Genomic DNA, 20,026 nt, shown 5'->3' with positions numbered 1-20,026 from the left:
TAGTCAGATTATTCCCTCACCCGTACGTTTGCCGAATGTTGCTCGTTTGAAGTCGCAGTCTGTATTTCATTCTGCAATGTGCTGTCTATATCGGGCTGCCCGTTTAAATCTACAGGTGCCCGTAGTGCACATACCTGATCCCCTGGGTTACAGGTCGGCATCGGTTCATCTTCTTCTATGAGCCGATACTTAGTTGGATCGGTCGGGGAATCCGATGAAGACCCGATAAATTCAAACCATTGCGTTGCAAGCATCTTTGGTGCTACAGTAGGCTCCGTTTTGTTCTGGTTCGCTCTCACAATATAGAAAGCTCCGAATAATAGTATTAATGCTGTAAATCCAGCTATGATTTTTGATTTTAACGTTATCATGGTGTAATGTTTTAATTTGAAATTCTGTTGGTAATCATTTTGCACATCGGTTTTGCCTCACAGTTATGCAATCGAGGGTTCCTATTGTATGGTCGGCCAGCTTCCTGGAAGCCGAGAAGCCAGCTAACTCGGGAACAGTGCAAACTTACGCGGATACAACATCTTGCTTGCGACTCTCTTTAGGGCCAAGGATAGACAGATAGGAGCATAGCGCAGTGTGCTGAACCAAAGAATGGCTCTATACCTGAATCGAAGGACAAACTGCCCAAACAGTAGGATCCCTAAGGACTGGAGCCCCGACCTGATCTGCAGGCCTAGCTGGCTGATTTTCGTTTTTACTGTTTGTAGACTTTTCATCTTCGTTCATTTTACCTATCCATAACCTGTAGCGCAGCGGCACATCCTGGGTGCGGCCTGCCCTCTGTGTTGTTTTGCACTTTATCGCTGTACCCGCGTCCCTATTTTATTTTGCTCCAGCTATCTCCTCCCAACCTTTCGCAGACGTACCGAAGATAGCTGGACTCCCAGTCGGGAAAGACGGGGATCGCATGGCACTTGTACGCCTGCCATCTCTTTTGCTTTTCGTTCTTTAAGCGTATTTCAAAGGTAAGGCAGCCTCGGTGAATTCATTTATCCATTTTTGATCATATGATGTATTCATTTTTGTCATTGTCGGGATTACGATGGAGTTCAATATAATCGGAGGGATACAGGCCTACCCGTTTTTCAAAATATTTGGAGAAACCACTTGGGTATTTAAATCCGCAAAAATTGGCTACTTCGCCAATACTATAAGTCGAAAGCAATCTTTCTTTTGCCAGCGGAAGGAGTATTTCGTCCCTATACTGTAAAAGAGTCTGTCTGTAATGGCGTTTATGGCAGCGCGTCAGGTGGGCATCAGAAACGCTTAGGATAGTGGCAATCAGGCTTATATTCACTTCCTGAAAACCTTGGTTGACGATATCATGGATCATTGTTCTAGCTTTTCTGGCCAGTATTTCACTTTCGCTCAGTTTCTCATAGAATGCAAATTGTTTTGATTCGGCGATATCAAATAACTGGTAAATCTGCTCGACAACCTTTGCTTCGTTTTGTTTGCTATAGTTGAAAAAGATTGTTTCAATGCGGTTGAGCTGGTAATCAGTCAGCTCTTTGATCGGCCATAAGGCGGTCTGGTAAAGACTGGATTTATCCCTTTTTCTGGCATTTTTTAATTCGGATAGAAAGTGGCCGTGATGGTAGATGATGTCCCGCACCAGGCCGATATCAATCAATAGCCCGTAGACCAGGTAATTCCCGGGCTTTAGCAGTATATCGAATTTACTGCGCGGAATGTAGGTAAAAGTACTATGTCTATGGGGAAGTACTATTTCGTTTTTGGTACCATGTTTTTGAACGATAATATCGTCCGTCGCGTTCTTGGTATAAATCAGGTGAAAGTCTGGCCTGTTTGTTTTAAGTTGCACGATACAATCAGTGGGCACATGGGCCTGTAGCCGATATAATATGGTCTGCCGGTAATCTATGTATTCCTCTACAAGCTGGATAGAAGGATCCTCATATAGATTACGCTTGGCACCAGGTAATTGGGTGAGAAATGGGTGTTTTTCGTCCTCGAAATAAGCTACTTTTGGTAATATAAATTTGAAGGTCTTCTTCATAATTGATCGTGGTTTATTTTTCAACTTTTACGGTATGGAAAAGTATTTATAATTTATTTACTAAATACTACCGTCCAGCACATGTTTATTTAATATATTTTTGCTATTTTATAGCTCGGTTTGACTGTTATTTATTGACTACGCCTAAATCCCAGCTAATGGATGAGTGAATTCAAACATAGAATTTGTGATTGTTTTATATTGTAGAATTAATTCCTAAATCAACTGCATTACTTCTCAATTGATCGACACTACTTCCTGTCACTGCTGAATTGATCCCAAATATATCGAGTATATAAGGTTAAAAGTTGTCCAAATCTGGAGAAAGAGTTGTACATTTTCCGTACTAGCCCACTAGTTTTCAAAATACATAATACTGGATTTTAGTGGGAATGCTCGCACCTCTTGCGAAATAAGGACACTTTTGGAGAAATTAGGACAAGACTAGGACATGCTCGCACTGAACAATGGCTGTATGGCGCTAGATTTTTTTTCATTTTCCTGAATTTTTAACTGTTACCAGTTCAAGGATATGGAAGGTTTTTTGGCCGAAAAGCGGCCATATGGTGGCCGAAAATTGGCTAATCATTATGCTCTTTTTCTCTCCCCTTTATTCACCATTTTTTCGTGTCTGGTTCGTGCCATCTTCGGAATGCGCCTACATATTTCCTACAGATTATCTACATATTGCCTACATAATCAGTAGGGAAGGAGTAGGGAAACAGTGGAGAAGAAGCGGGCGGCCTCCGAATAAGGGGCGAGGCAGGTACGAAGGATTTATGAAAAAGGATGAACTAGTTGCGATATCATCATTTAACTGCCAATTTTTTTGTTTTTTTTAATGTCCCGCAAAAATCCCCAAAATATGGGAAGTGAAAGAAAACACCACGGTTTGTCTTAGTATCTGCGTAAACTGTGAATTGAGATGTTACAATAATGTTGTTTCGTTTTGTTTTGGTGATGTTTCTTTTTGTTTTTTTTTCTTAAATATGAAACTAACTACTTATTTTTAAATTAAAACAATGTTAACAATATGGTAATCATTGTTATGGTAGTTTTTGTGGTCTTGTTTGTTAGTTTTGCAGCGTTTTAATCTAAATCTTATACCTGTTTTAACTTGTGTTGTTTATTTCTTATTCTTTCAATTTTTAAGAAATACATTTGTTTTGTTTGTTTTGAAATATTTGTTTTGTTTGTTTTTCTGAATTGTATTCGATCTCAAGTCAGAACCAGTTATAGATTTGTTTAACCAAAATTATTATGAAAAAATATAATCAATTAACATTCTCTTTGTTATCGTTGCTGTTTTTTTCTTATTGTAAAGAAGATGTTGCAACAAGGCAAGGTGAGCATGATCCCAATAAACCGGTCGTGCTCTCTTCTTTCTATCCTGCAGAAGGCGGAGCTAAGGATAAAATCTTATTAGATGGTCAAAACTTTGGATCCGATCCAAATAAGATCAAAGTGTATTTTAATAATGCACGGGCTGCAGTAGTCTCCTCAAGTGGAGAACGTATTTATGCTATTGTGCCACGTCTTCCTGGTGATGATCCCAAAATTTCGGTTGTCATCGGTAAAGATTCATTGATTTATGATAAATCATTTACTTATCATATCCAGGCGCAGGTCAGTACAGTTACCGGTACAGGGGATAAGAACTTTTTAGCAGGTACACTCGATCAGGCACATGTCTATGGCAAATACCTAGATATGGACGCGCAAGGCAACCTATTTATGACCTGGCGTGATGGTGGATCATTTGGGATAGCGCGTATCAACGAAAAGGAAAATATCGTTACCCCTTTATATTCAGCTGCATCCTCACCAAACCCTTATGCCAACGGGGTGACAGTGGATCGGGAAACAGGTATTATGACAGTTTCGCACGAGTCGGTTGCGGAAGTGTTTTTTTCCTTTGATCCAAGAGAAGCTTGGACACTTCGCCAGCGGAATGCACAGTTCTCAGCAGCTGATTACGGCAAAATTGTTCAGGCGGATAGATATGCCAACTTTGTGACTTTTTGCCCCTACGATGGCCATTTATATACACGCTTCCGTGATGGTCATATCGCTAAAATAGATCCGGTGACATATGCTGCGACGATCGTGCACAAAGGGCCTTATGGTTCACAATATGGACAGGCTATTAATCCAGCAAAACCTTGGGAGTTGTATATTACGTTACACTCAAACGCTAGCCCGAACACGTTTGCACAAGGAATTTCTGTATTAGACCTACGTCCTGAACATATCAACGAAGGCTTCAAACGTATCAATGCACCGGGTGGGTCGGGATTTCGCGACGGCCCCGTTAAAGATGCAATTTTCAATTATCCAAAGGATATCAAATTTGACAAGACCGGAAATATGTTTATTGCCGATTATGGTAATCACTGTATCCGTATGCTATCGGCTGATGGAATTGTTTCTACTGTTGCCGGACAACCGACTAAAGCTGGTTATAAAGACGGTGGGCCTGTAGAGTCGCAGTTCAACCAACCTTGGGGAGTTGCGGTGAATGATCAGGGCGATATCTATATCGCCGATTGGAGCAATGCGCGCATCCGTAAATTAGTTATCGAATAATTAACCTACTTATTATATTATGAAGATTTTTTATTTTTTGTGCATGCTGCCGCTGTGCCTCTGGCTATCACCTGCGCTTGCACAACAAACAGAAGAACAGTTAACGATTGCCGGAACTGTCGTTGATAGCAAGGGGCAACCTATATCTAAAGTATCAATCTATGTCAAGGATAAACCGAAAGGAGCAACTTCTACAGATGATAAGGGAAAGTTTACTATTAAAGCTGTGTATGGAGACTGGTTGGTATTTACCAGTGTGGGCTATGACGTTGCCGAGCATTTGGTGGTAGAATCCACCAGTAATCTTGAATTAAAGATGCTGGACAAGAGCACCAATATCGACGAGGTTGTGGTTGTCGGTCTGGGAGCCAAACAGCGAAAAATTAGTTCTGTAGGTGCCATTACAACAGTAGATGTAAAACAGTTACAAAGTCCCGCACCTTCTATCGCGAATATGTTAGGGGGCCGCGCCGCTGGTATTATTTCGATGCAGACCTCGGGTGAGCCTGGAGCAAATATTGCAGATTTTTGGGTGCGTGGTATTGGTACATTTGGTGCCAATGCGAAAGCCTTAGTGCTTATTGATGGACTTGAAGGTGATTTAAATACGATCGATCCCGCTGATGTAGAGAGTTTCTCCATTCTGAAAGATGCTTCGGCAACAGCGGTATATGGTGTGCGGGGTGCAAATGGCGTTGTATTGGTAACCACTAAACGCGGTACCGTAGACCGTATCCAGATTACAGGGCGAGCAAACTCTACGTTATCACGACTTAATCGCCTACCGAAATACCTACGTGCTTATGATTATGCCCTATTGGCTAATGAAGCTTCCGTAGTGCGGGGGAGCGAGCCCTTGTTTAATGATACAGAATTACGTATTATACAACAACATCTAGATCCAGATATGTATCCAGATGTCAGTTGGCAGGATGAGATTCTAAACCGAAGCTTTTGGCGTCAGAGCTATTATGCCTCTGGGCGCGGCGGTTCTGAGGTAGCACGATACTTCCTGAGTTTGGGCGGTAATAGCGAAACAGCAGCGTACAAAGTCGATAAGAATAGTATTTACAGTTCTAATGTTGGCTACAATACTTACAATTACCGTGTTAATCTTGATATTAACTTAACCAAAACAACGAAGGTATTTTTGGGTTCAGATGGCTTTCTATCTGTTAAAAAAGAACCTGGTTATGGTAATACGGATGATATCTGGAAAACACAATCGACACTTACGCCCATTTCCATCCCGCTTAAGTACTCTAATGGCTTATTACCCGGGGTTGGATCAGGGCAGCGTTCATCACCTTATGTGATGATCAACCGTACAGGTAACTATAATAATCAAAACTATAAAGGTAAGGTAACACTGGCATTGGATCAGGACTTGAGCAGTGTGCTTGAAGGGCTGAAAATCCGTGGTCAAGGTGCTTATGATATCCAGAGCTATTTTTCTGAACGTAGGTGGATGCAGCCTGCATTGTATGAAGCAACAGGCCGTAATTTGGATGGGTCATTGATCATGGTTCAAAAGGTACAGGAAAGGCCCGCGTCCTATTCAAAATTCGTAAGCCAATATCGAAAGTATCATTTTGAGTCTACACTTAATTATGATAAAAAATTTGGAGAAGATCATCGTACTTCAGCTTTAGTTTATTATTACCTGAGCGATGCCAAAAATACGGATGATGCAACCAATAATTTGACGGCGATACCTGTTCGTTATCAAGGTGTTTCCAGTAGATTTACCTATGGTTATAAGGATACTTACCTATTGGATGCCAATTTCGGTTATACCGGTTCCGAGAATTTTCAACCTGGTCGCCAGTATGGTTTTTTTCCTTCGGTAGCGATAGGATGGGTACCTACAAGTTACCAATTTATGAAGAATGTAGCTCCTTGGTTAGATTACTTCAAAATCAGGGCGTCTTATGGTACTGTAGGTAACGATAGAATTGTAGATGACGTACGTTTCCCCTACCTCACTAAGGCGGATATAGATCGGAATAAGGTCTGGGGAATTGATGGGATAGAAACGATTACCGAAACCCGTATCGGTGCAGACAATCTAGCGTGGGAAAGAGCTATTAAATCCAATTTGGGTATTGAAGGAAAGCTCTTTAATAATAAAATTGATTTTGTTATAGACTTTTTCCAAGATCAACGGAACGGTATTTTTCAACCGCGGGTGCAAGTGCCGGATTATGTGGGCGTAATTTCTAATCCGTATGCCAATGTGGGGCGTATGAAGAGCTCGGGTGCTGATGGTAATATTAGCTACACCACCAAGTTGAATAGTGATATGACCCTTACTTTGCGGGGTAACTTCACTTATTCAAAAAATGTTGTGCAAAACTGGGAACAGGCTTACCTAGAGTATTCTTACCTAGAGTATAATGGTTATCCTCATAATTCCATTCGTGGTTATCAAGCATTAGGCTTATTTAAAGACGAAGATGACATTAAATACAGTCCGACACAAAGCTTTGGAACGGTATTACCCGGTGATATTAAATACAAGGATGTGAATGGTGATGGTATCATTAATACCCTTGATAAAGTACCATTGACCCATAGTAACTATCCATTAATCATGTATGGATTCGGGGGAGAGTTCCGTTACAAAAATCTATCATTAGGTGTCCTTTTCAAAGGAACAGGTAAGACTTCCTTCTTCTATGTTGGGCAGCCGATGAAATATAAAGGTGTTACTGAAAATACGGGTATGGGCTATATGCCCTTCTTCGGCGGTACAGATGGTAACGTCATTACCATGGCTAATGATCCTGCCAATCGTTGGATCCCGAGAGATTATGCGCTACAGCATGGTATTGATTTATCCTTAGCCGAAAATCCAAATGCCAAATTCCCGCGTTTGCAATATGGTAATAACAGGAACAACAGTCAGTTATCCTCCTTTTGGATGGATGATGCCCGCTATTTGCGATTGCAAGAACTTACGTTGAGCTATAATGTAAGCCCGAATTTCTTAAAGCGATTAGGTGTCAAATCCATGGATCTTCAGTTTGTTGGAAACAACCTATATATCTGGGATAACGTTAAGATTTTTGACCCCGAACAGGCGGCTTGGGGTGGACGTAAATACCCAATTCCGACGACTTATTCGTTACAGGCTTATATTAATTTTTAATACCATAGAAATAATCGAAAGACATGAAAACGTCAATAATCATGAATAGAATTGCCAAATCCAGCTTAGCGATACTAGTGTTGTTTATGGTGACATCTTGTAAGGACTATCTAAATATTGATCAGTACTTTGACGATGAATTTAATATTGATTCGGCATATGCAAATACACGTTACTTAGAAGCGTATATGTGGGGGGCGGCAGCAATGTTCCCTGACGAATCCAATACGATCAGATCCAACTATACACCAGGGCCAATGGCGACAGATGAAGCTATAAATGGCCTTACAGGTACTGGGACAACCAATATTTACTACGGGATGGATTTTGTCACCGGAAATATTACGCCTGATTTTTATGGTGGACTTAACCAATGGGGAAAATATTATAAAATTATCCGCAAGGCGAACAATGTATTGAAAAACATTGATGTGCCAAAGGACATGAGCTACGCAGATCGTAACCGTATCGAAGGATATACACGTTTTATTAGAGCTTACGCATACTATAACCTCATTATAGATTTTGGCCCACCAATCTTGTTGGGAGATGAAGTTGTGAATACCAATGAGGATATTGCGTATTATGACCGGCCCCGGGCGACGTATGATGAGGCTATGGAATACATCTGTGGTGAATTTGAAAAGGCTGCTGTACAACTTCCTGTTGATGTTAGTCTATTGGATTTCGGCAAACCGACAAAAGGTGCCGCATTTGCATTGATCGCCCGTTTGCGCTTGATCCATGCCAGTCCATTGTTTAATGGCGGACCTGTTGCCGCATCCTATTTTGGTAGCTGGATTCGCAAGACCGATGGCACACATTATGTATCACAACAATACGATGAAAAACGTTGGGCAGTAGCCGCTGCCGCTGCTAAGCGTGTTATGGATATGGGCCGGTATAAATTATATACAGTGCCTGCGGACGAAAGAACGCCTACACTTCCAGCTGGCGTAACGTCCGATCCCAACTTCTATGGAAGCTTTCCGAATGGGGCGGCTGATATTGATGCATTTAGATCATATTCTGACGTCTTTACCGGTGAGGCTGTCGCTTCAATCAATCCCGAATACATTTGGGGGCGTAATACAGAATATTTTAGAACGGATTTGAATCAGGGGGCATTTCCGCCAACTTTAGGAGGATGGGGACGTTTCTCGGTGACACAAAAAGTTGTAGATGCTTATCTGATGGATGACGGACGTACCAAAGAAGAAGCACGTGGCGATACGTATTTTGAGGCGGTGGCTGATCTTCCTGCCGGTGGAACCTTTGGCGATTTATTTACGGCTCAACCGCGTAAATTTTCAGGTTACCCACTGAATGCGGGGATATTTAAGATGTATGCAAACCGTGAAATGCGTTTTTATGCATCGATAGGTTTCAACGGTGCTGTGTGGCAGGCTTTGTCGAGTACAACGTTGAATACACATACGGCTAAATATTTTTATCAGGAACCTGATGGTCGAGGTGGTGTCTCGGCATCGTCGCCTAACTATCCATTAACTGGTTATGTTATTAAGAAATGGGTAAATCCATTTGATGCAATCAGTGGCACGGGGGCCAGAATGATGCCCAAAGCATATCCTATTATACGTTATGCAGAAATATTGTTATCCTACGCTGAAGCACTAAATAACCTTACTGGAAGCCATACGGTACAGCTTGGTGATAAAACCTATACCGTGAGCCGGGATGAAAGTGAAATAAAAGGTTCTTTTAATGCTGTTCGATACCGTGCGGGTTTACCAGGATTGTCTGCTGCGCAGCTTGCCAACAAGGCAGAGGTACAGAAGCAAATAGAACGTGAGCGTATGGTGGAGTTTCTATGGGAAAACAGACGCTTTTACGACGTACGCCGCTGGGGTAAATACGAAGAGACTGAACGCGAACCAATTCGTGGTATGAACCCCGATGGTGCGGACCGGGAATCTTTCTACAAGCGAATTTCACCAGGTACATCGTCATTCTTGACACGTCAGGTAGACAAAAAATTAATTTGGGTGCCTATACCTCGTGCCGAAATGCGCAGATTACCATCATTGGATCAGAATCCGGGCTATAATTAGGATTAAGCATTAAAAAAGGAAAATATAACCGTCTTCCATAACCGTTTTGGTTTGTGGAAGACATTAAAATATTAAATTATGAAACGAAGTTTTATCGCTATACTGACAGCTTCGATGGCTTTAGTTGCCTGTAAGGACAATGAAGTATTCGAAAAGGAAATGTATAAAAATGAGGTAGCATTAATAAGTTCTGATTATCACAATACGTTTAAAGAAGTGGTTCGCTTGACGGGAGAAGAGGTAATTGGCTATGTAGCGGCATCTTCAGGAGGTACCCATGCGCCTGATAAAGATCTTGTTATTGCACTGGAAGAGGATTCAGAACCTTTAGTAAAATACAATTTTGCTGTTTACGATAATTCGGAAGATCTGTATGCCAAATTACTTCCTAAAGAGAAGTATGACATCATGGACAAAAGGATTGTGATCAAAGCAGGCGAGCTAACAGGCCGTACCATGGTTAAATTGCGACCAGATGGATTATCTCCGGACTCTACCTATTTTATTGGGCTGAAAGCAACAGGTTCATCCGGTGTTGAAATCAATCCTAAGAAAAGCACCATATTGTATCAGGTCATCATAGAGAATGAATATGCATCACAGGCCAAAAATACCATGTATTCAATGGTGGGGTTTGCCAATGGTTTGTCTACAGCGGCGAATAAACAGCTATTTCCATTAACCAGCAATAGCGTGCGGATGGTCGCCGGAAATGAAACCTTTATATCTAAAGTACCTAATATTACGAAAAACTGTCTTACGTTGGAGATAGATGATTTTAATAACGTAAAGATAAAGCCCTACAAAGATATTCAGGTCGTACAATTGGACAATGACCCAATGTATCCGAATAAATTCAAAGTGGAAGAAGCATTTGGTATGCGCACAAACGTGTTTTTATTGTCATATCAATATACGATAGGCAATGTGACGACAATTATGAAGGAACGTGTTGAAATGCAGGTTAAATAAAATTATGGAATTCATGAATACGATTAATTATTATAAATTGGATACGTTTCCAAAATCAATAGTTGTCTTTTGTCTTAGTTTGATAATGATACTAACATCCTGTAAAGACGATCTTGCGGTAGATGGTGCTTTTGCACTAAAAGATAACCCATCAAAATTGACCGCTGCGGCTGATGGTTTATCTGAAACCTACACTGTTCAGGCGACAGGCAAATGGAAGGTTGAGCCCCTCCGAAAAGAAAACTGGCTTAAAATCGATCCAATGGAGGGGAATGGAAATGGAACATTTACCGTTACCGTCCACAAAAATACCGATCCCGAAGCGCGTGAACTGACTTTGTTTTTTACTTTAGATGGAAAGTTACAAAATAACGTGCTGAAGGTAGAACAGGCAGGAACCACAGATCAAGGACAGGTGAAAGATCCCTATTTAAAAATAGATGGCATATCCAACCGTTTGGAAGTTCTGGAAGAGGGAAGTAATGGACAATATATTCTCCGTTCTACAGGTAAGTGGAAAGTTGCGGTGGAGGACGAGTCTGACTGGGTTAAGGTTTCCCCTATGGAAGGTGAGGGCGATACCCCGATAACAATCACTGTAAATAAAAATACCGACATTGAGCGTACAGCAAATCTATTGTTATTTTTAGACGATGTGCAACAGGCATCTCCGCTAACGGTATATCAGAAAGGCCAAAAATTGCAAGTAGAGGGCGATGTCGTTCTTCAGGAGGACTTTAACTGGCTGACCTATGGAAGCGAGATCTTTAATGCGACTTCAGGCGAAACCAGGATTGCTTTATGGAGCACGGAAGAGTTGGCCAAAGGCTGGACCAGTACGATCAATACGACAGAAGGTGGCGGTAATTATGCATCGATTTATGCGCGACCAGGCTTTATTAAATTAGGGCGTACGAACTACGGCGGCGATCTAATTTCGCCGAAGCTGGCCAATGTACAGCGTACAAAAAATCTATTGGTTACCTTCAAAGCTGTACGATATGCCACTGGTGATCATTATCTACTCAACGTTGGTGTCAAAGGACCGGGAACGGTCAGCGTGAGCCAATTTAATGTGATGAACGTTGCAACTCCTAATTCGAATCTAGAATCGTGCAGGGCTGCATGGCAAGCTCCAGAGGCGACCTATTCTTTTGTTGTTACGGGAGCTACTGCGGAGACTCAAATTTGGTTATTGGGTGGCGCTTTTGATCAGCGTGCTGGTAATTGGCCAGCTACTGTTAACCGTATCTTTGTCGACGATATCGTTGTTACCGTCGTTAAATAATAAACCTGGCCCATGCATACTTTCTCTTCAGAAAAATTGCATGGGCTATTTTGTGCCCCCTGCTAAGTAATTGTTAATAGCCTTTAATCACCTATTTTTTATGAAAAAAAAAGAACAATATAACCGACGGGTCTTTATTCGAACTACATTGGTAACCGGACTTGGCCTAACATTAAACTTATACAGCTGCACCAAAGCTTCAGCTATTCCCGAAAATAAGCCCGGTGAACCCGAACCGGAGAATGAAGATAATACATTACGGATAACCGGTGTGCTATTGTCCGCCCGGATAGAATCTTCCAAGGGGGGCGAATATACAATACAAGGAATGGGATTCAAGACGGGAGATCAGCTATATTTTGAATCACTGAATAAACCCGGTGTAATGGGGAAATTTACCGTCGCAAGCAAATCTGCTTCTGCAGATCATATTGTTTTTGTTTTCCCAACGGACTTGCCATCGGATAGTTATCGGATATCCGTAAAACGCGGAGCCCAGTCATTTTTGTTGGGATCAACCATTGTCAATTTATTTTTTAATGCGAATATCCCCGACAAAACAGGAATGACTGTAAAGGGTGTTGTTTACGCTAATGGTGTAGGTGTTGCCAATGTTGTGGTATCAGACGGCTTTGAAGTGACAATGACGGATGCAGCTGGTATATATTATTTACCTTCTTCCAAAAAAGGAAAATATGTGTTTATCTCCATACCGGGAAACTACGAAGTTGATTCAAACGTCAATGCGCCTCAATTCTTTCAACGCCTTTCGCAGCCGGCTAATATTGTTGAGATTAAAGATTTTGAGCTTAAGGCTGTAAATAATGAAAAACATGTGGTCATGGTGTTGGGGGATATGCACTTGGCTAAACGTACGGATGACCTGAATCAGTTTCAGAAAGGATTCCTGCCCGATGTTAATCAATCAATACAAAACTATAAAAATGCGGGCAATAAAGTGTATGCGCTGACATTGGGAGATATGACTTGGGATGGGTACTGGTATACCAATAATTATGCACTGCCGCAGTATATTGTTGAAATGAATAAGATCAACGCGATGGTATTTAATACCATGGGCAATCATGATAACGATCCAAAGTTTTATGAAGATTGGGGGGCTGAAGATAAGTTCCGTGATGTATTGGGGCCGACTTATTATTCATTCAATATCGGTAAGGTACATTACATTGTTTTAGATAATATTGAATATATTAATGCCGGTGATGCAAGGAACTATAATACAAAAATTGTCGCCGATCAGATTGAATGGCTCAAAAAAGATCTAGCAACCATTACGGATAAGGATACGCCGATTGTGATCGCTATGCATGCACATTTACATACCAATCCAATTCTCAATACGAGCGGTGCCGAAACCACAGGATATCGGATAAGCAATGCGCAGGATTTTGTGAATACCTTGAATGGATTTAACACCGTGCATGTGCTCACGGGACATACGCATATCAATTATAACGTAGAAACAGCTGCTACGCCGCATATCATGGAGCATAATACAGCTGCCATCTGTGCGACCTGGTGGTGGACCGGTAACGCGGGATATGCAGGCAATCATATTTGTAAGGATGGGGCCCCAGGAGGCTATGGAATATGGGCGATAGACGGAAGAGATTTAAAGTGGGGGTATAAGAGTATTGGTGAGCATGCTGATTATCAATTTAGGGCTTATGATCTTAATCAGGTGCATCTTACCAAAGATAAATATGCCCCAAATTTTAAGCCTACAAGTGATCTGAAATGGCAGAGTTATGCGGCGGAATATGCGAATCCCAATAACAACAATGAGGTACTGATCAATGTTTGGAACTACGATAAAAATTGGAAAGTCGAAGTGAGTGAAAATGGTCAACCGTTGACAGTCTCCCGTGTCCGTATGCGAGATCCATTGCATATTGTTTCCTATTCAGCACAGCGGCTTAATCGAAATGCTACCCCCACCGAGGACTTTGTCAGCACCCTGACAGCGCATATGTTTAAAGTGAAGGCCTCTTCTCCCACCAGCACCTTGTTAATTAAAGTAACTGATCGTTTTGGTAAGGTTTATCAAGAAACTATGGTTAGACCCAAAGCTTTTGGATACCTGATGAAGTAGTAGAGAGCTAGATAAAGCTCCGTCACCTGAAGACTGAGCTTTATCTAAATCAAGTTATTCCTATAAAGAATGATCTGTATTATCGAATATAAGATTTGATGGTACAGGGTCTATTAATAGGTAATCTTAGGCTTGCCATTTTCAAAAACCACCCCTTTGGCTGGTTTGTCATTTTTGTCTGGACAGTTCAAGCTTTTGTCCAGCACTCTTTTTGCATGATCCAAATGATTATACTGTTCTGCCATATTGCCAAACTCAGCAAAGTTTTCTTTGTCAGTATACAATATAGAGATAAATTCACAGTCTTTACGAAAGGGGGCGTTATGCCATTTACTTGGGTCGGTACAGGGAATGTCATTGAAAAATGTGGTCATTTTAGGTAACAGTTCATCCAGCCGCTGGTTAATTTCAGGCAGCTCCAGATCCCTAGCGCTGGCGACTTTGACTTTGCCTGCAATGCAGCGTATTCCAAAATGAGGCGGAAGATAATTTTCAGCTGGACTGGTATTGTAAACAATAGGCCCTTTATATACTTTCTGTGCCGTTTCTTTAAGGTCTGCAGCTTCGGCAATTAATTTATTATAAGCTTGCTCAAAGCTCGGATGTACGGGGACATAGGTGTAATAAAGCGTGTCAATACGACATTCCTTTAGGTCATTGCAGGAAAGATTTTCAGTTAGTTTAACAGCTTGTTGGATTTTATCGTCTGCTAGGCTAGTGAGTTCTCCATAGTCGTCTTCTTTTTTACAGCCTACAAATAAAAATGTACTAAATAACAAAAAGTAAAATAGGTGTGTTAAGTGCTTCATAAATTTGGTTTTTGTAAGATTAACGAAAGCTATTAACTATCTGCTACAGTCAAAGGTATTCTAATGCAGGGATATATTGCTTTTTATTATCAATAATTAATAAAGTTGTTTTCGAATAGTCTTTAGTTCGGCGAAATTAACATTTAAAAATGACTTAGTCTAAAACACTTTAGTGTAGTATTATTGCTAACCATCTCTATACGACTTGTTTTGATACAATGTGCAGGTAGGCAAGGGTTGTCCATAATTACTTTGTACAGGGATGTCTTTTTTTATGCCAGAAAATGAGATAATACCGCGAAATTGTCGCACTCCACTACCGCTACAAATTAATGTTACGTAGAAAAATAATATTAAAATTCGTATCTTCGTGCAATGGATAATTTTATTGTTTCTGCACGTAAATACCGCCCGATTACCTTTGATTCGGTTGTAGGTCAGCAACACATTACTGGTACCTTAAAGAATGCGATACACAACAATCAGTTGGCGCAGGCATTTTTATTTTGTGGTCCCCGCGGTGTGGGGAAAACTACCTGTGCGCGTATTTTAGCTAAAACAATAAATTGTGAAAATATCTTAGCAGGCACTGAACCTTGTGGTGCATGTGCTAGCTGTAAGTCTTTCCAAAATGGAAATTCTTTCAGTATTCATGAACTGGATGCCGCATCCAATAATTCCGTAGATGATATCCGCAACCTGATTGATCAAGTACGCATACCACCACAGGCTGGAAAATATAAAATCTATATCATAGATGAGGTGCATATGCTTTCTCAAGCGGCTTTCAATGCTTTTTTGAAGACATTGGAGGAACCTCCTTCCTATGCTATCTTTATCCTGGCGACTACTGAAAAACATAAGATTTTACCAACGATTCTTTCGCGCTGTCAGATTTTTGATTTTAACCGGATCAAAGTGGAAGATATGGCCAGTCATTTGGCCCGTATCGCTGACAGGGAAGGTATTGCTTATGATCAGGACGGATTACATATCATTGCCCAAAAGGCCGATGGTGGCCTTCGGGATGCCTTGTCGATGTTCGATCAGATCGTCAGTTTTTCCAATAAAAATGTCACCTATCAAGCGGTAATCGATAATTTGAATATCTTGGATTACGATTATTATTTTAAGCTAACGGATGCTATTTTAACTGAGGATGCAGCACAAACTTTATTGATTTTCAATGAGATTTTAAATCACGGGTTTGATGGCAGTCATTTCATAGCCGGTCTGTCTGCACATTTTAGAAATTTGCTGGTTGCTAAAGAGCCGGCTACGCTAAAATTATTGGAAGTCAGTGATAGTATTCGTCAAAAGTATCTGCAGCAGTCCCAAAAAGCTTCTCCAGGATTTTTGTTATCTGCATTGAATATTTCCAATCAATGTGAGATCAACTATAAGACAAGTAAAAATCAACGCCTGCAAGTTGAACTTTCACTCCTCAAGACATGTCATATCGCAAGTGCGATTAAATTGAGCCAGCTTGGATCCGTACAGATTCCTTCGGCAACCGAGGGCGTAAAAAAAAAACTTCCTGAGCCAGTAGTTGGACAAGCGCAACAAACCTCGGTAGTCCCTACTCCGCAAGCGACTTCTCCAGCGAATGCTCCTGTCGTTGAAAACCCTGTGACACCGCGTTCGCAAGCTAACCCCGTAAATTATCAGGCTTCCGAGACTAAGGAAGAGGTGAAAAAAGATCCTATTTCCAACGTGCCTCCTAAAGTAAAAAAAGGCGGGTGGGGAGCATCTACTGCAGCAATTATTCCGTCTTTGCCGGATTTGAATACCATATACGATAACAATGCGGTTGCCAAAGAAGGTGATGAGCCAGAATTAATACGTGGAAGCGAACAACGTGATGTTTCATTCGGTCAATTTATTGCTGTTTGGAATAGTTATGCTGAACAGCTGAAAGCGGAAAACAAGATTAACTTGTATACCATGATGACGGCTATGCAACCGCGGTTAAATGGGGTATTGATTGAAATTGATGTCGAAAATGGTGTTCAGATGGATGTATTGCAAAGTGCAAAGGTTGATGTGTTGAACTACCTACGTGTGAAACTCCAGAATTTTTCGTTGGATCTGCAGGGGGTGATGATGGAACATACGATTTCACGCAAGCCCTATACTTCCCAGGAGAAGTATCAAGCGATGGTCAACAAAAACCCGCTTTTAGATACTTTGCGGAAGGAGTTTAACTTGGGACTAAGCTAATTCAAGCACGCTAGTTGTTTTTTATTTTTGTACATTTGCAAACTCTTCCATGAAGAGGGAAATATTTAGTTTTATTATGCAAGGAAATTTTCAGAGACGTGATCGCGACCACGGGGAAAGACGTGAAGTGAATCAGATGGTATTTGGTATTCGTGCTGTCATCGAAGCAATCGATAGTGGTAAAGAGATCGAGTCATTATTTATACAACGCGGTTTGAGCGGCAGTTTGATTCTAGAATTGAAAGCCTTGTTAAAGGAACATAATATCGCTTCTCAACAGGTGCCAATTGAAAAATTAAACCGCATAACACGTAAAAATCATCAAGGTGTAATTGCGGTTATTTCTCCAATTACCTATCATGATATAGAAGAACTTCTCCCTCAGATTTATGAAAAAGGTGAAACTCCTTTACTTCTGATGTTGGATGGAGTGACAGATGTGCGCAATTTGGGTGCTATTGCACGTACAGCGGAATGTTCTGGAGTACATGCCATCATTGTCCCTAAAAAGGGCTCAGCTGAGGTTAACCCCGATGCCATTAAAACATCTGCTGGAGCACTCTATAAAATCCCTGTCTGTCGCCATGATAGCTTGTCCAAAGTTGGTAAATTTTTGATTGATTCAGGTGTGCAATTAGTTGCCAGTACAGAAAAAACAACCTCGAGCATTTATGATGTGGATTATACAGCTCCAACCTGTGTGATTATGGGTGCAGAGGACGTTGGTGTTTCCAATGACCTAATCCGTATTGCCGACCACCTGGCCAAGATACCAATGTACGGTGAAATAGGTTCGTTAAATGTATCTGTGTCGGCCGCAGTAGTGATCTATGAAGCGATTCGTCAACGGATTGTTAAAAAATAAAGAATATAATTTAGTTGATTACAAAAAAGCCTTTGTTTTTGACAAAGGCTTTTTTGTAGACTAGTTTTGATAAATATCTTCAATCTCTTGTTCGTATTTTTGCAAGATAACTTTTCTTTTCATTTTTAAAGTCGGTGTCAATTCACCGGTTTCAACGGTCATTTCGTCTGGGACTATGATGAACTTCTTGATCTGTTCCCAGCTGCCAAAATTTTGATTAATACGGTTGAGTTCCGATCTCATTTTCTGTTTCAGTTCAGGACTATTTAGAAAATCTAGCCTAGAAAGATTGGCAAGGGCGGGAAAAGCACTTCTTGACCATTCTAGAAGATTATTATAGTTGGGAACAATCAACGCCGCAGGAAATTTGCGGCCTTCTCCAAGTACCATAGCCTGTTCGATAAATGAAGATTCGACCAGTTTAGATTCGATCTGCTGCGGAACGATATATTTTCCTCCAGAAGTCTTGAACATCTCTTTCTTTCGGTCTATAATTTTAAGAAATTTACCGTCTACCCATTGACCAATGTCCCCAGTATAAAGCCAGCCATCCTTGATCGCTTCTGCTGTTGCCTCTGGATTTTTATAATAGCCAATCATATTATTCTCGCCTTTAGTCAATATTTCTCCATCGTCAGCAAGCTTTATTTCGATATGAATTAACGGTAAGCCTACAGTCCCAATTTTCATGCCTCGTTTATAGCAGTTTACAGCGATACATGGTCCCGCCTCAGTGAGGCCATAACCTTCATATATTGGAATTCCTGCTGCCATATACAGACGGATTAATCTTTCCTGTAAAGCAGCACTCCCGGAGGCAATCCCTTTGATGTCACCACCTAATGCTTCGCGCCATTTTGAAAAAACTAATTTACGGGCAATGTTCAGTTGAAGGTCATACCACCATGTACGTCCCTCCAGTTTGTATTGTTCGCCGATGCTCAAGGACCAGAAGAATAGCTTACGCTTGACTCCTGTTAGCTGCTCTCCTGTAGCCATAATCTTTTCATAAACTTTCTCCAATACACGAGGTACAGCGGAAAAAATATGCGGTTTAACGGATTTAAAATCTTCACCTATCGTATCCATCGATTGAGCAAAGAAGATTGTCAAACCTTTGTACATATATACATATTGGAATACGCGTTCATAGGCATGACAAACTGGAAGAAAGGAGAGGGCACGATCACCTCGTTCGACAGGAAAGGAATATTCACTACTCAACGTATCTGCCAATAAATTTTTATGAGACAACATAACACCTTTGGGATTTCCTGTTGTGCCAGAGGTGTAAATGATGGACGCTAATGTATCGGTTTTTATACCATCACGTAGTTGGTTTAGCGTTTCATCTGTAATGATCTCGCCCTTGGAGACGAAGTCATGCCAATGGTTTAGACCATCCTCTTTGTCTAGACTGTAAATAGCATTTAGTTGCGGACAATCATCTTGTATCGTTAATATCTTTGTGTATAGTGTCTTTGAACTGACAATACACTTCCTGATTTCGGCATGATTGAAGATATATGTGTAATCTAAGGTCGAAATATTAGGGTAAATGGCGACTACTACAGCTCCAATTTGTTGAATAGCAAAATCAAGGATATTCCACTCGATGCGGTTCTCACTAATTAATGCTACTTTCTCTCCCGGCTGAACGCCTAATGCGATCAAACCTTTAGATGTCTCGTTGACCTGTTCAATAAAATAAGTATTGCTTACTTTTACCCATTCGTTACCTTTTTTGAAAGAAAACATCGGGAAATCCGGAGCAATATTATATTGCAGGTATGCTAAATCAAATAATCTTGTTGCTACTATTGGCATGTTAGAAGTCCAGTTCGTATAATACAGCTAATTTAAGCTTTTTTATAGAGACTATTATATTGGCAGGAGATATTAGTGCCTGTACTTT

At 40.9% G+C, this 20,026-nt stretch carries 13 protein-coding genes; 8 read left to right on the top strand and 5 right to left on the bottom strand.

Features of this window, described 5'->3' with window-relative positions:
- Nucleotides 1–8: 8 nt before the first annotated feature.
- The 3 genes from B4Z47_RS12715 to B4Z47_RS12705 form a co-directional block, all read right to left on the bottom strand.
- Complete coding sequence (locus B4Z47_RS12715; protein ID WP_070567277.1) at nt 9–371, bottom strand: hypothetical protein; 363 nt, start codon at nt 369–371, stop codon at nt 9–11.
- 123 nt (nt 372–494) lie between these two features.
- A complete protein-coding gene (locus tag B4Z47_RS12710; protein WP_139145028.1) occupies nt 495–728 on the bottom strand; it encodes a hypothetical protein in 234 nt (77 codons plus the stop codon).
- Nucleotides 729–1,015: 287 nt separating this feature from the next.
- Complete coding sequence (locus B4Z47_RS12705; protein ID WP_070567275.1) at nt 1,016–2,032, bottom strand: helix-turn-helix domain-containing protein; 1,017 nt, start codon at nt 2,030–2,032, stop codon at nt 1,016–1,018.
- Between the two features lie 1,260 nt (nt 2,033–3,292).
- Here B4Z47_RS12705 and B4Z47_RS12700 point away from each other — a divergent pair.
- The 6 genes from B4Z47_RS12700 to B4Z47_RS12675 all read left to right on the top strand — a co-directional run bounded on the left by B4Z47_RS12700 (nt 3,293) and on the right by B4Z47_RS12675 (nt 14,217).
- Entirely contained in the window at nt 3,293–4,618 is a 1,326-nt protein-coding gene (locus tag B4Z47_RS12700) for an IPT/TIG domain-containing protein (protein WP_286727390.1), read from the top strand.
- Nucleotides 4,619–4,637: 19 nt separating this feature from the next.
- Nucleotides 4,638–7,769: a SusC/RagA family TonB-linked outer membrane protein gene (locus tag B4Z47_RS12695; RefSeq protein ID WP_286727389.1), complete on the top strand. Its 3,132-nt coding sequence runs from the start codon at nt 4,638–4,640 to the stop codon at nt 7,767–7,769.
- Nucleotides 7,770–7,792: 23 nt separating this feature from the next.
- On the top strand, nt 7,793–9,841 hold the full coding sequence (locus B4Z47_RS12690; RefSeq protein WP_070567268.1) for a RagB/SusD family nutrient uptake outer membrane protein: 2,049 nt from the start codon (nt 7,793–7,795) through the stop codon (nt 9,839–9,841).
- A 78-nt stretch (nt 9,842–9,919) separates the two neighbouring features.
- Complete coding sequence (locus B4Z47_RS12685) at nt 9,920–10,813, top strand: DUF1735 domain-containing protein (RefSeq protein ID WP_070567266.1); 894 nt, start codon at nt 9,920–9,922, stop codon at nt 10,811–10,813.
- Nucleotides 10,814–10,898: 85 nt separating this feature from the next.
- On the top strand, nt 10,899–12,101 hold the full coding sequence (locus B4Z47_RS12680; protein ID WP_286727388.1) for a BACON domain-containing protein: 1,203 nt from the start codon (nt 10,899–10,901) through the stop codon (nt 12,099–12,101).
- Between the two features lie 100 nt (nt 12,102–12,201).
- Nucleotides 12,202–14,217, top strand: a complete 2,016-nt coding sequence (locus tag B4Z47_RS12675; protein WP_201639517.1) for a calcineurin-like phosphoesterase C-terminal domain-containing protein — start codon at nt 12,202–12,204, stop codon at nt 14,215–14,217.
- A 113-nt stretch (nt 14,218–14,330) separates the two neighbouring features.
- Here the strand turns inward: B4Z47_RS12675 and B4Z47_RS12670 are convergent, their stop codons facing one another.
- The gene (locus B4Z47_RS12670) at nt 14,331–15,026 is read right to left on the bottom strand and encodes a hypothetical protein (RefSeq protein ID WP_286727387.1); all 696 of its coding nucleotides are present in this window, start codon (nt 15,024–15,026) and stop codon (nt 14,331–14,333) included.
- Between the two features lie 375 nt (nt 15,027–15,401).
- On the opposite strand from B4Z47_RS12670, the gene B4Z47_RS12665 reads away from it, so the two are divergent.
- Together B4Z47_RS12665 and rlmB are read left to right on the top strand one after the other, a co-directional pair.
- Nucleotides 15,402–17,246: a DNA polymerase III subunit gamma/tau gene (locus B4Z47_RS12665; protein ID WP_070567258.1), complete on the top strand. Its 1,845-nt coding sequence runs from the start codon at nt 15,402–15,404 to the stop codon at nt 17,244–17,246.
- 76 nt (nt 17,247–17,322) lie between these two features.
- Nucleotides 17,323–18,111, top strand: coding sequence for a 23S rRNA (guanosine(2251)-2'-O)-methyltransferase RlmB (gene rlmB, locus B4Z47_RS12660; RefSeq protein WP_046672182.1), 789 nt, complete (start codon nt 17,323–17,325; stop codon nt 18,109–18,111).
- A gap of 60 nt (nt 18,112–18,171) precedes the next feature.
- Here rlmB and B4Z47_RS12655 read toward each other — a convergent pair whose 3' ends face one another.
- Complete coding sequence (locus tag B4Z47_RS12655) at nt 18,172–19,938, bottom strand: AMP-dependent synthetase/ligase (protein ID WP_112374231.1); 1,767 nt, start codon at nt 19,936–19,938, stop codon at nt 18,172–18,174.
- Nucleotides 19,939–20,026 lie beyond the last annotated feature (88 nt).

It is taken from the genome of Sphingobacterium sp. UBA2610, from assembly GCF_002339225.1.
Taxonomy (GTDB): domain Bacteria; phylum Bacteroidota; class Bacteroidia; order Sphingobacteriales; family Sphingobacteriaceae; genus Sphingobacterium; species Sphingobacterium multivorum.
This window is presented reverse-complemented; position numbering and strand designations above follow the sequence as displayed.

What these genes read in the sequence shown, in the direction of transcription:
- B4Z47_RS12715 (WP_070567277.1), bottom strand. Translation starts at nt 371, where the DNA reads ATGATAACGTTAAAATCAAAAATCATAGCTGGATTTACAGCATTAATA.
- B4Z47_RS12710 (WP_139145028.1), bottom strand. Translation starts at nt 728, where the DNA reads ATGAAAAGTCTACAAACAGTAAAAACGAAAATCAGCCAGCTAGGCCTG.
- B4Z47_RS12705 (WP_070567275.1), bottom strand. Translation starts at nt 2,032, where the DNA reads ATGAAGAAGACCTTCAAATTTATATTACCAAAAGTAGCTTATTTCGAG.
- B4Z47_RS12700 (WP_286727390.1), top strand. Translation starts at nt 3,293, where the DNA reads ATGAAAAAATATAATCAATTAACATTCTCTTTGTTATCGTTGCTGTTT.
- B4Z47_RS12695 (WP_286727389.1), top strand. Translation starts at nt 4,638, where the DNA reads ATGAAGATTTTTTATTTTTTGTGCATGCTGCCGCTGTGCCTCTGGCTA.
- B4Z47_RS12690 (WP_070567268.1), top strand. Translation starts at nt 7,793, where the DNA reads ATGAAAACGTCAATAATCATGAATAGAATTGCCAAATCCAGCTTAGCG.
- B4Z47_RS12685 (WP_070567266.1), top strand. Translation starts at nt 9,920, where the DNA reads ATGAAACGAAGTTTTATCGCTATACTGACAGCTTCGATGGCTTTAGTT.
- B4Z47_RS12680 (WP_286727388.1), top strand. Translation starts at nt 10,899, where the DNA reads ATGATACTAACATCCTGTAAAGACGATCTTGCGGTAGATGGTGCTTTT.
- B4Z47_RS12675 (WP_201639517.1), top strand. Translation starts at nt 12,202, where the DNA reads ATGAAAAAAAAAGAACAATATAACCGACGGGTCTTTATTCGAACTACA.
- B4Z47_RS12670 (WP_286727387.1), bottom strand. Translation starts at nt 15,026, where the DNA reads ATGAAGCACTTAACACACCTATTTTACTTTTTGTTATTTAGTACATTT.
- B4Z47_RS12665 (WP_070567258.1), top strand. Translation starts at nt 15,402, where the DNA reads ATGGATAATTTTATTGTTTCTGCACGTAAATACCGCCCGATTACCTTT.
- rlmB (WP_046672182.1), top strand. Translation starts at nt 17,323, where the DNA reads ATGCAAGGAAATTTTCAGAGACGTGATCGCGACCACGGGGAAAGACGT.
- B4Z47_RS12655 (WP_112374231.1), bottom strand. Translation starts at nt 19,938, where the DNA reads ATGCCAATAGTAGCAACAAGATTATTTGATTTAGCATACCTGCAATAT.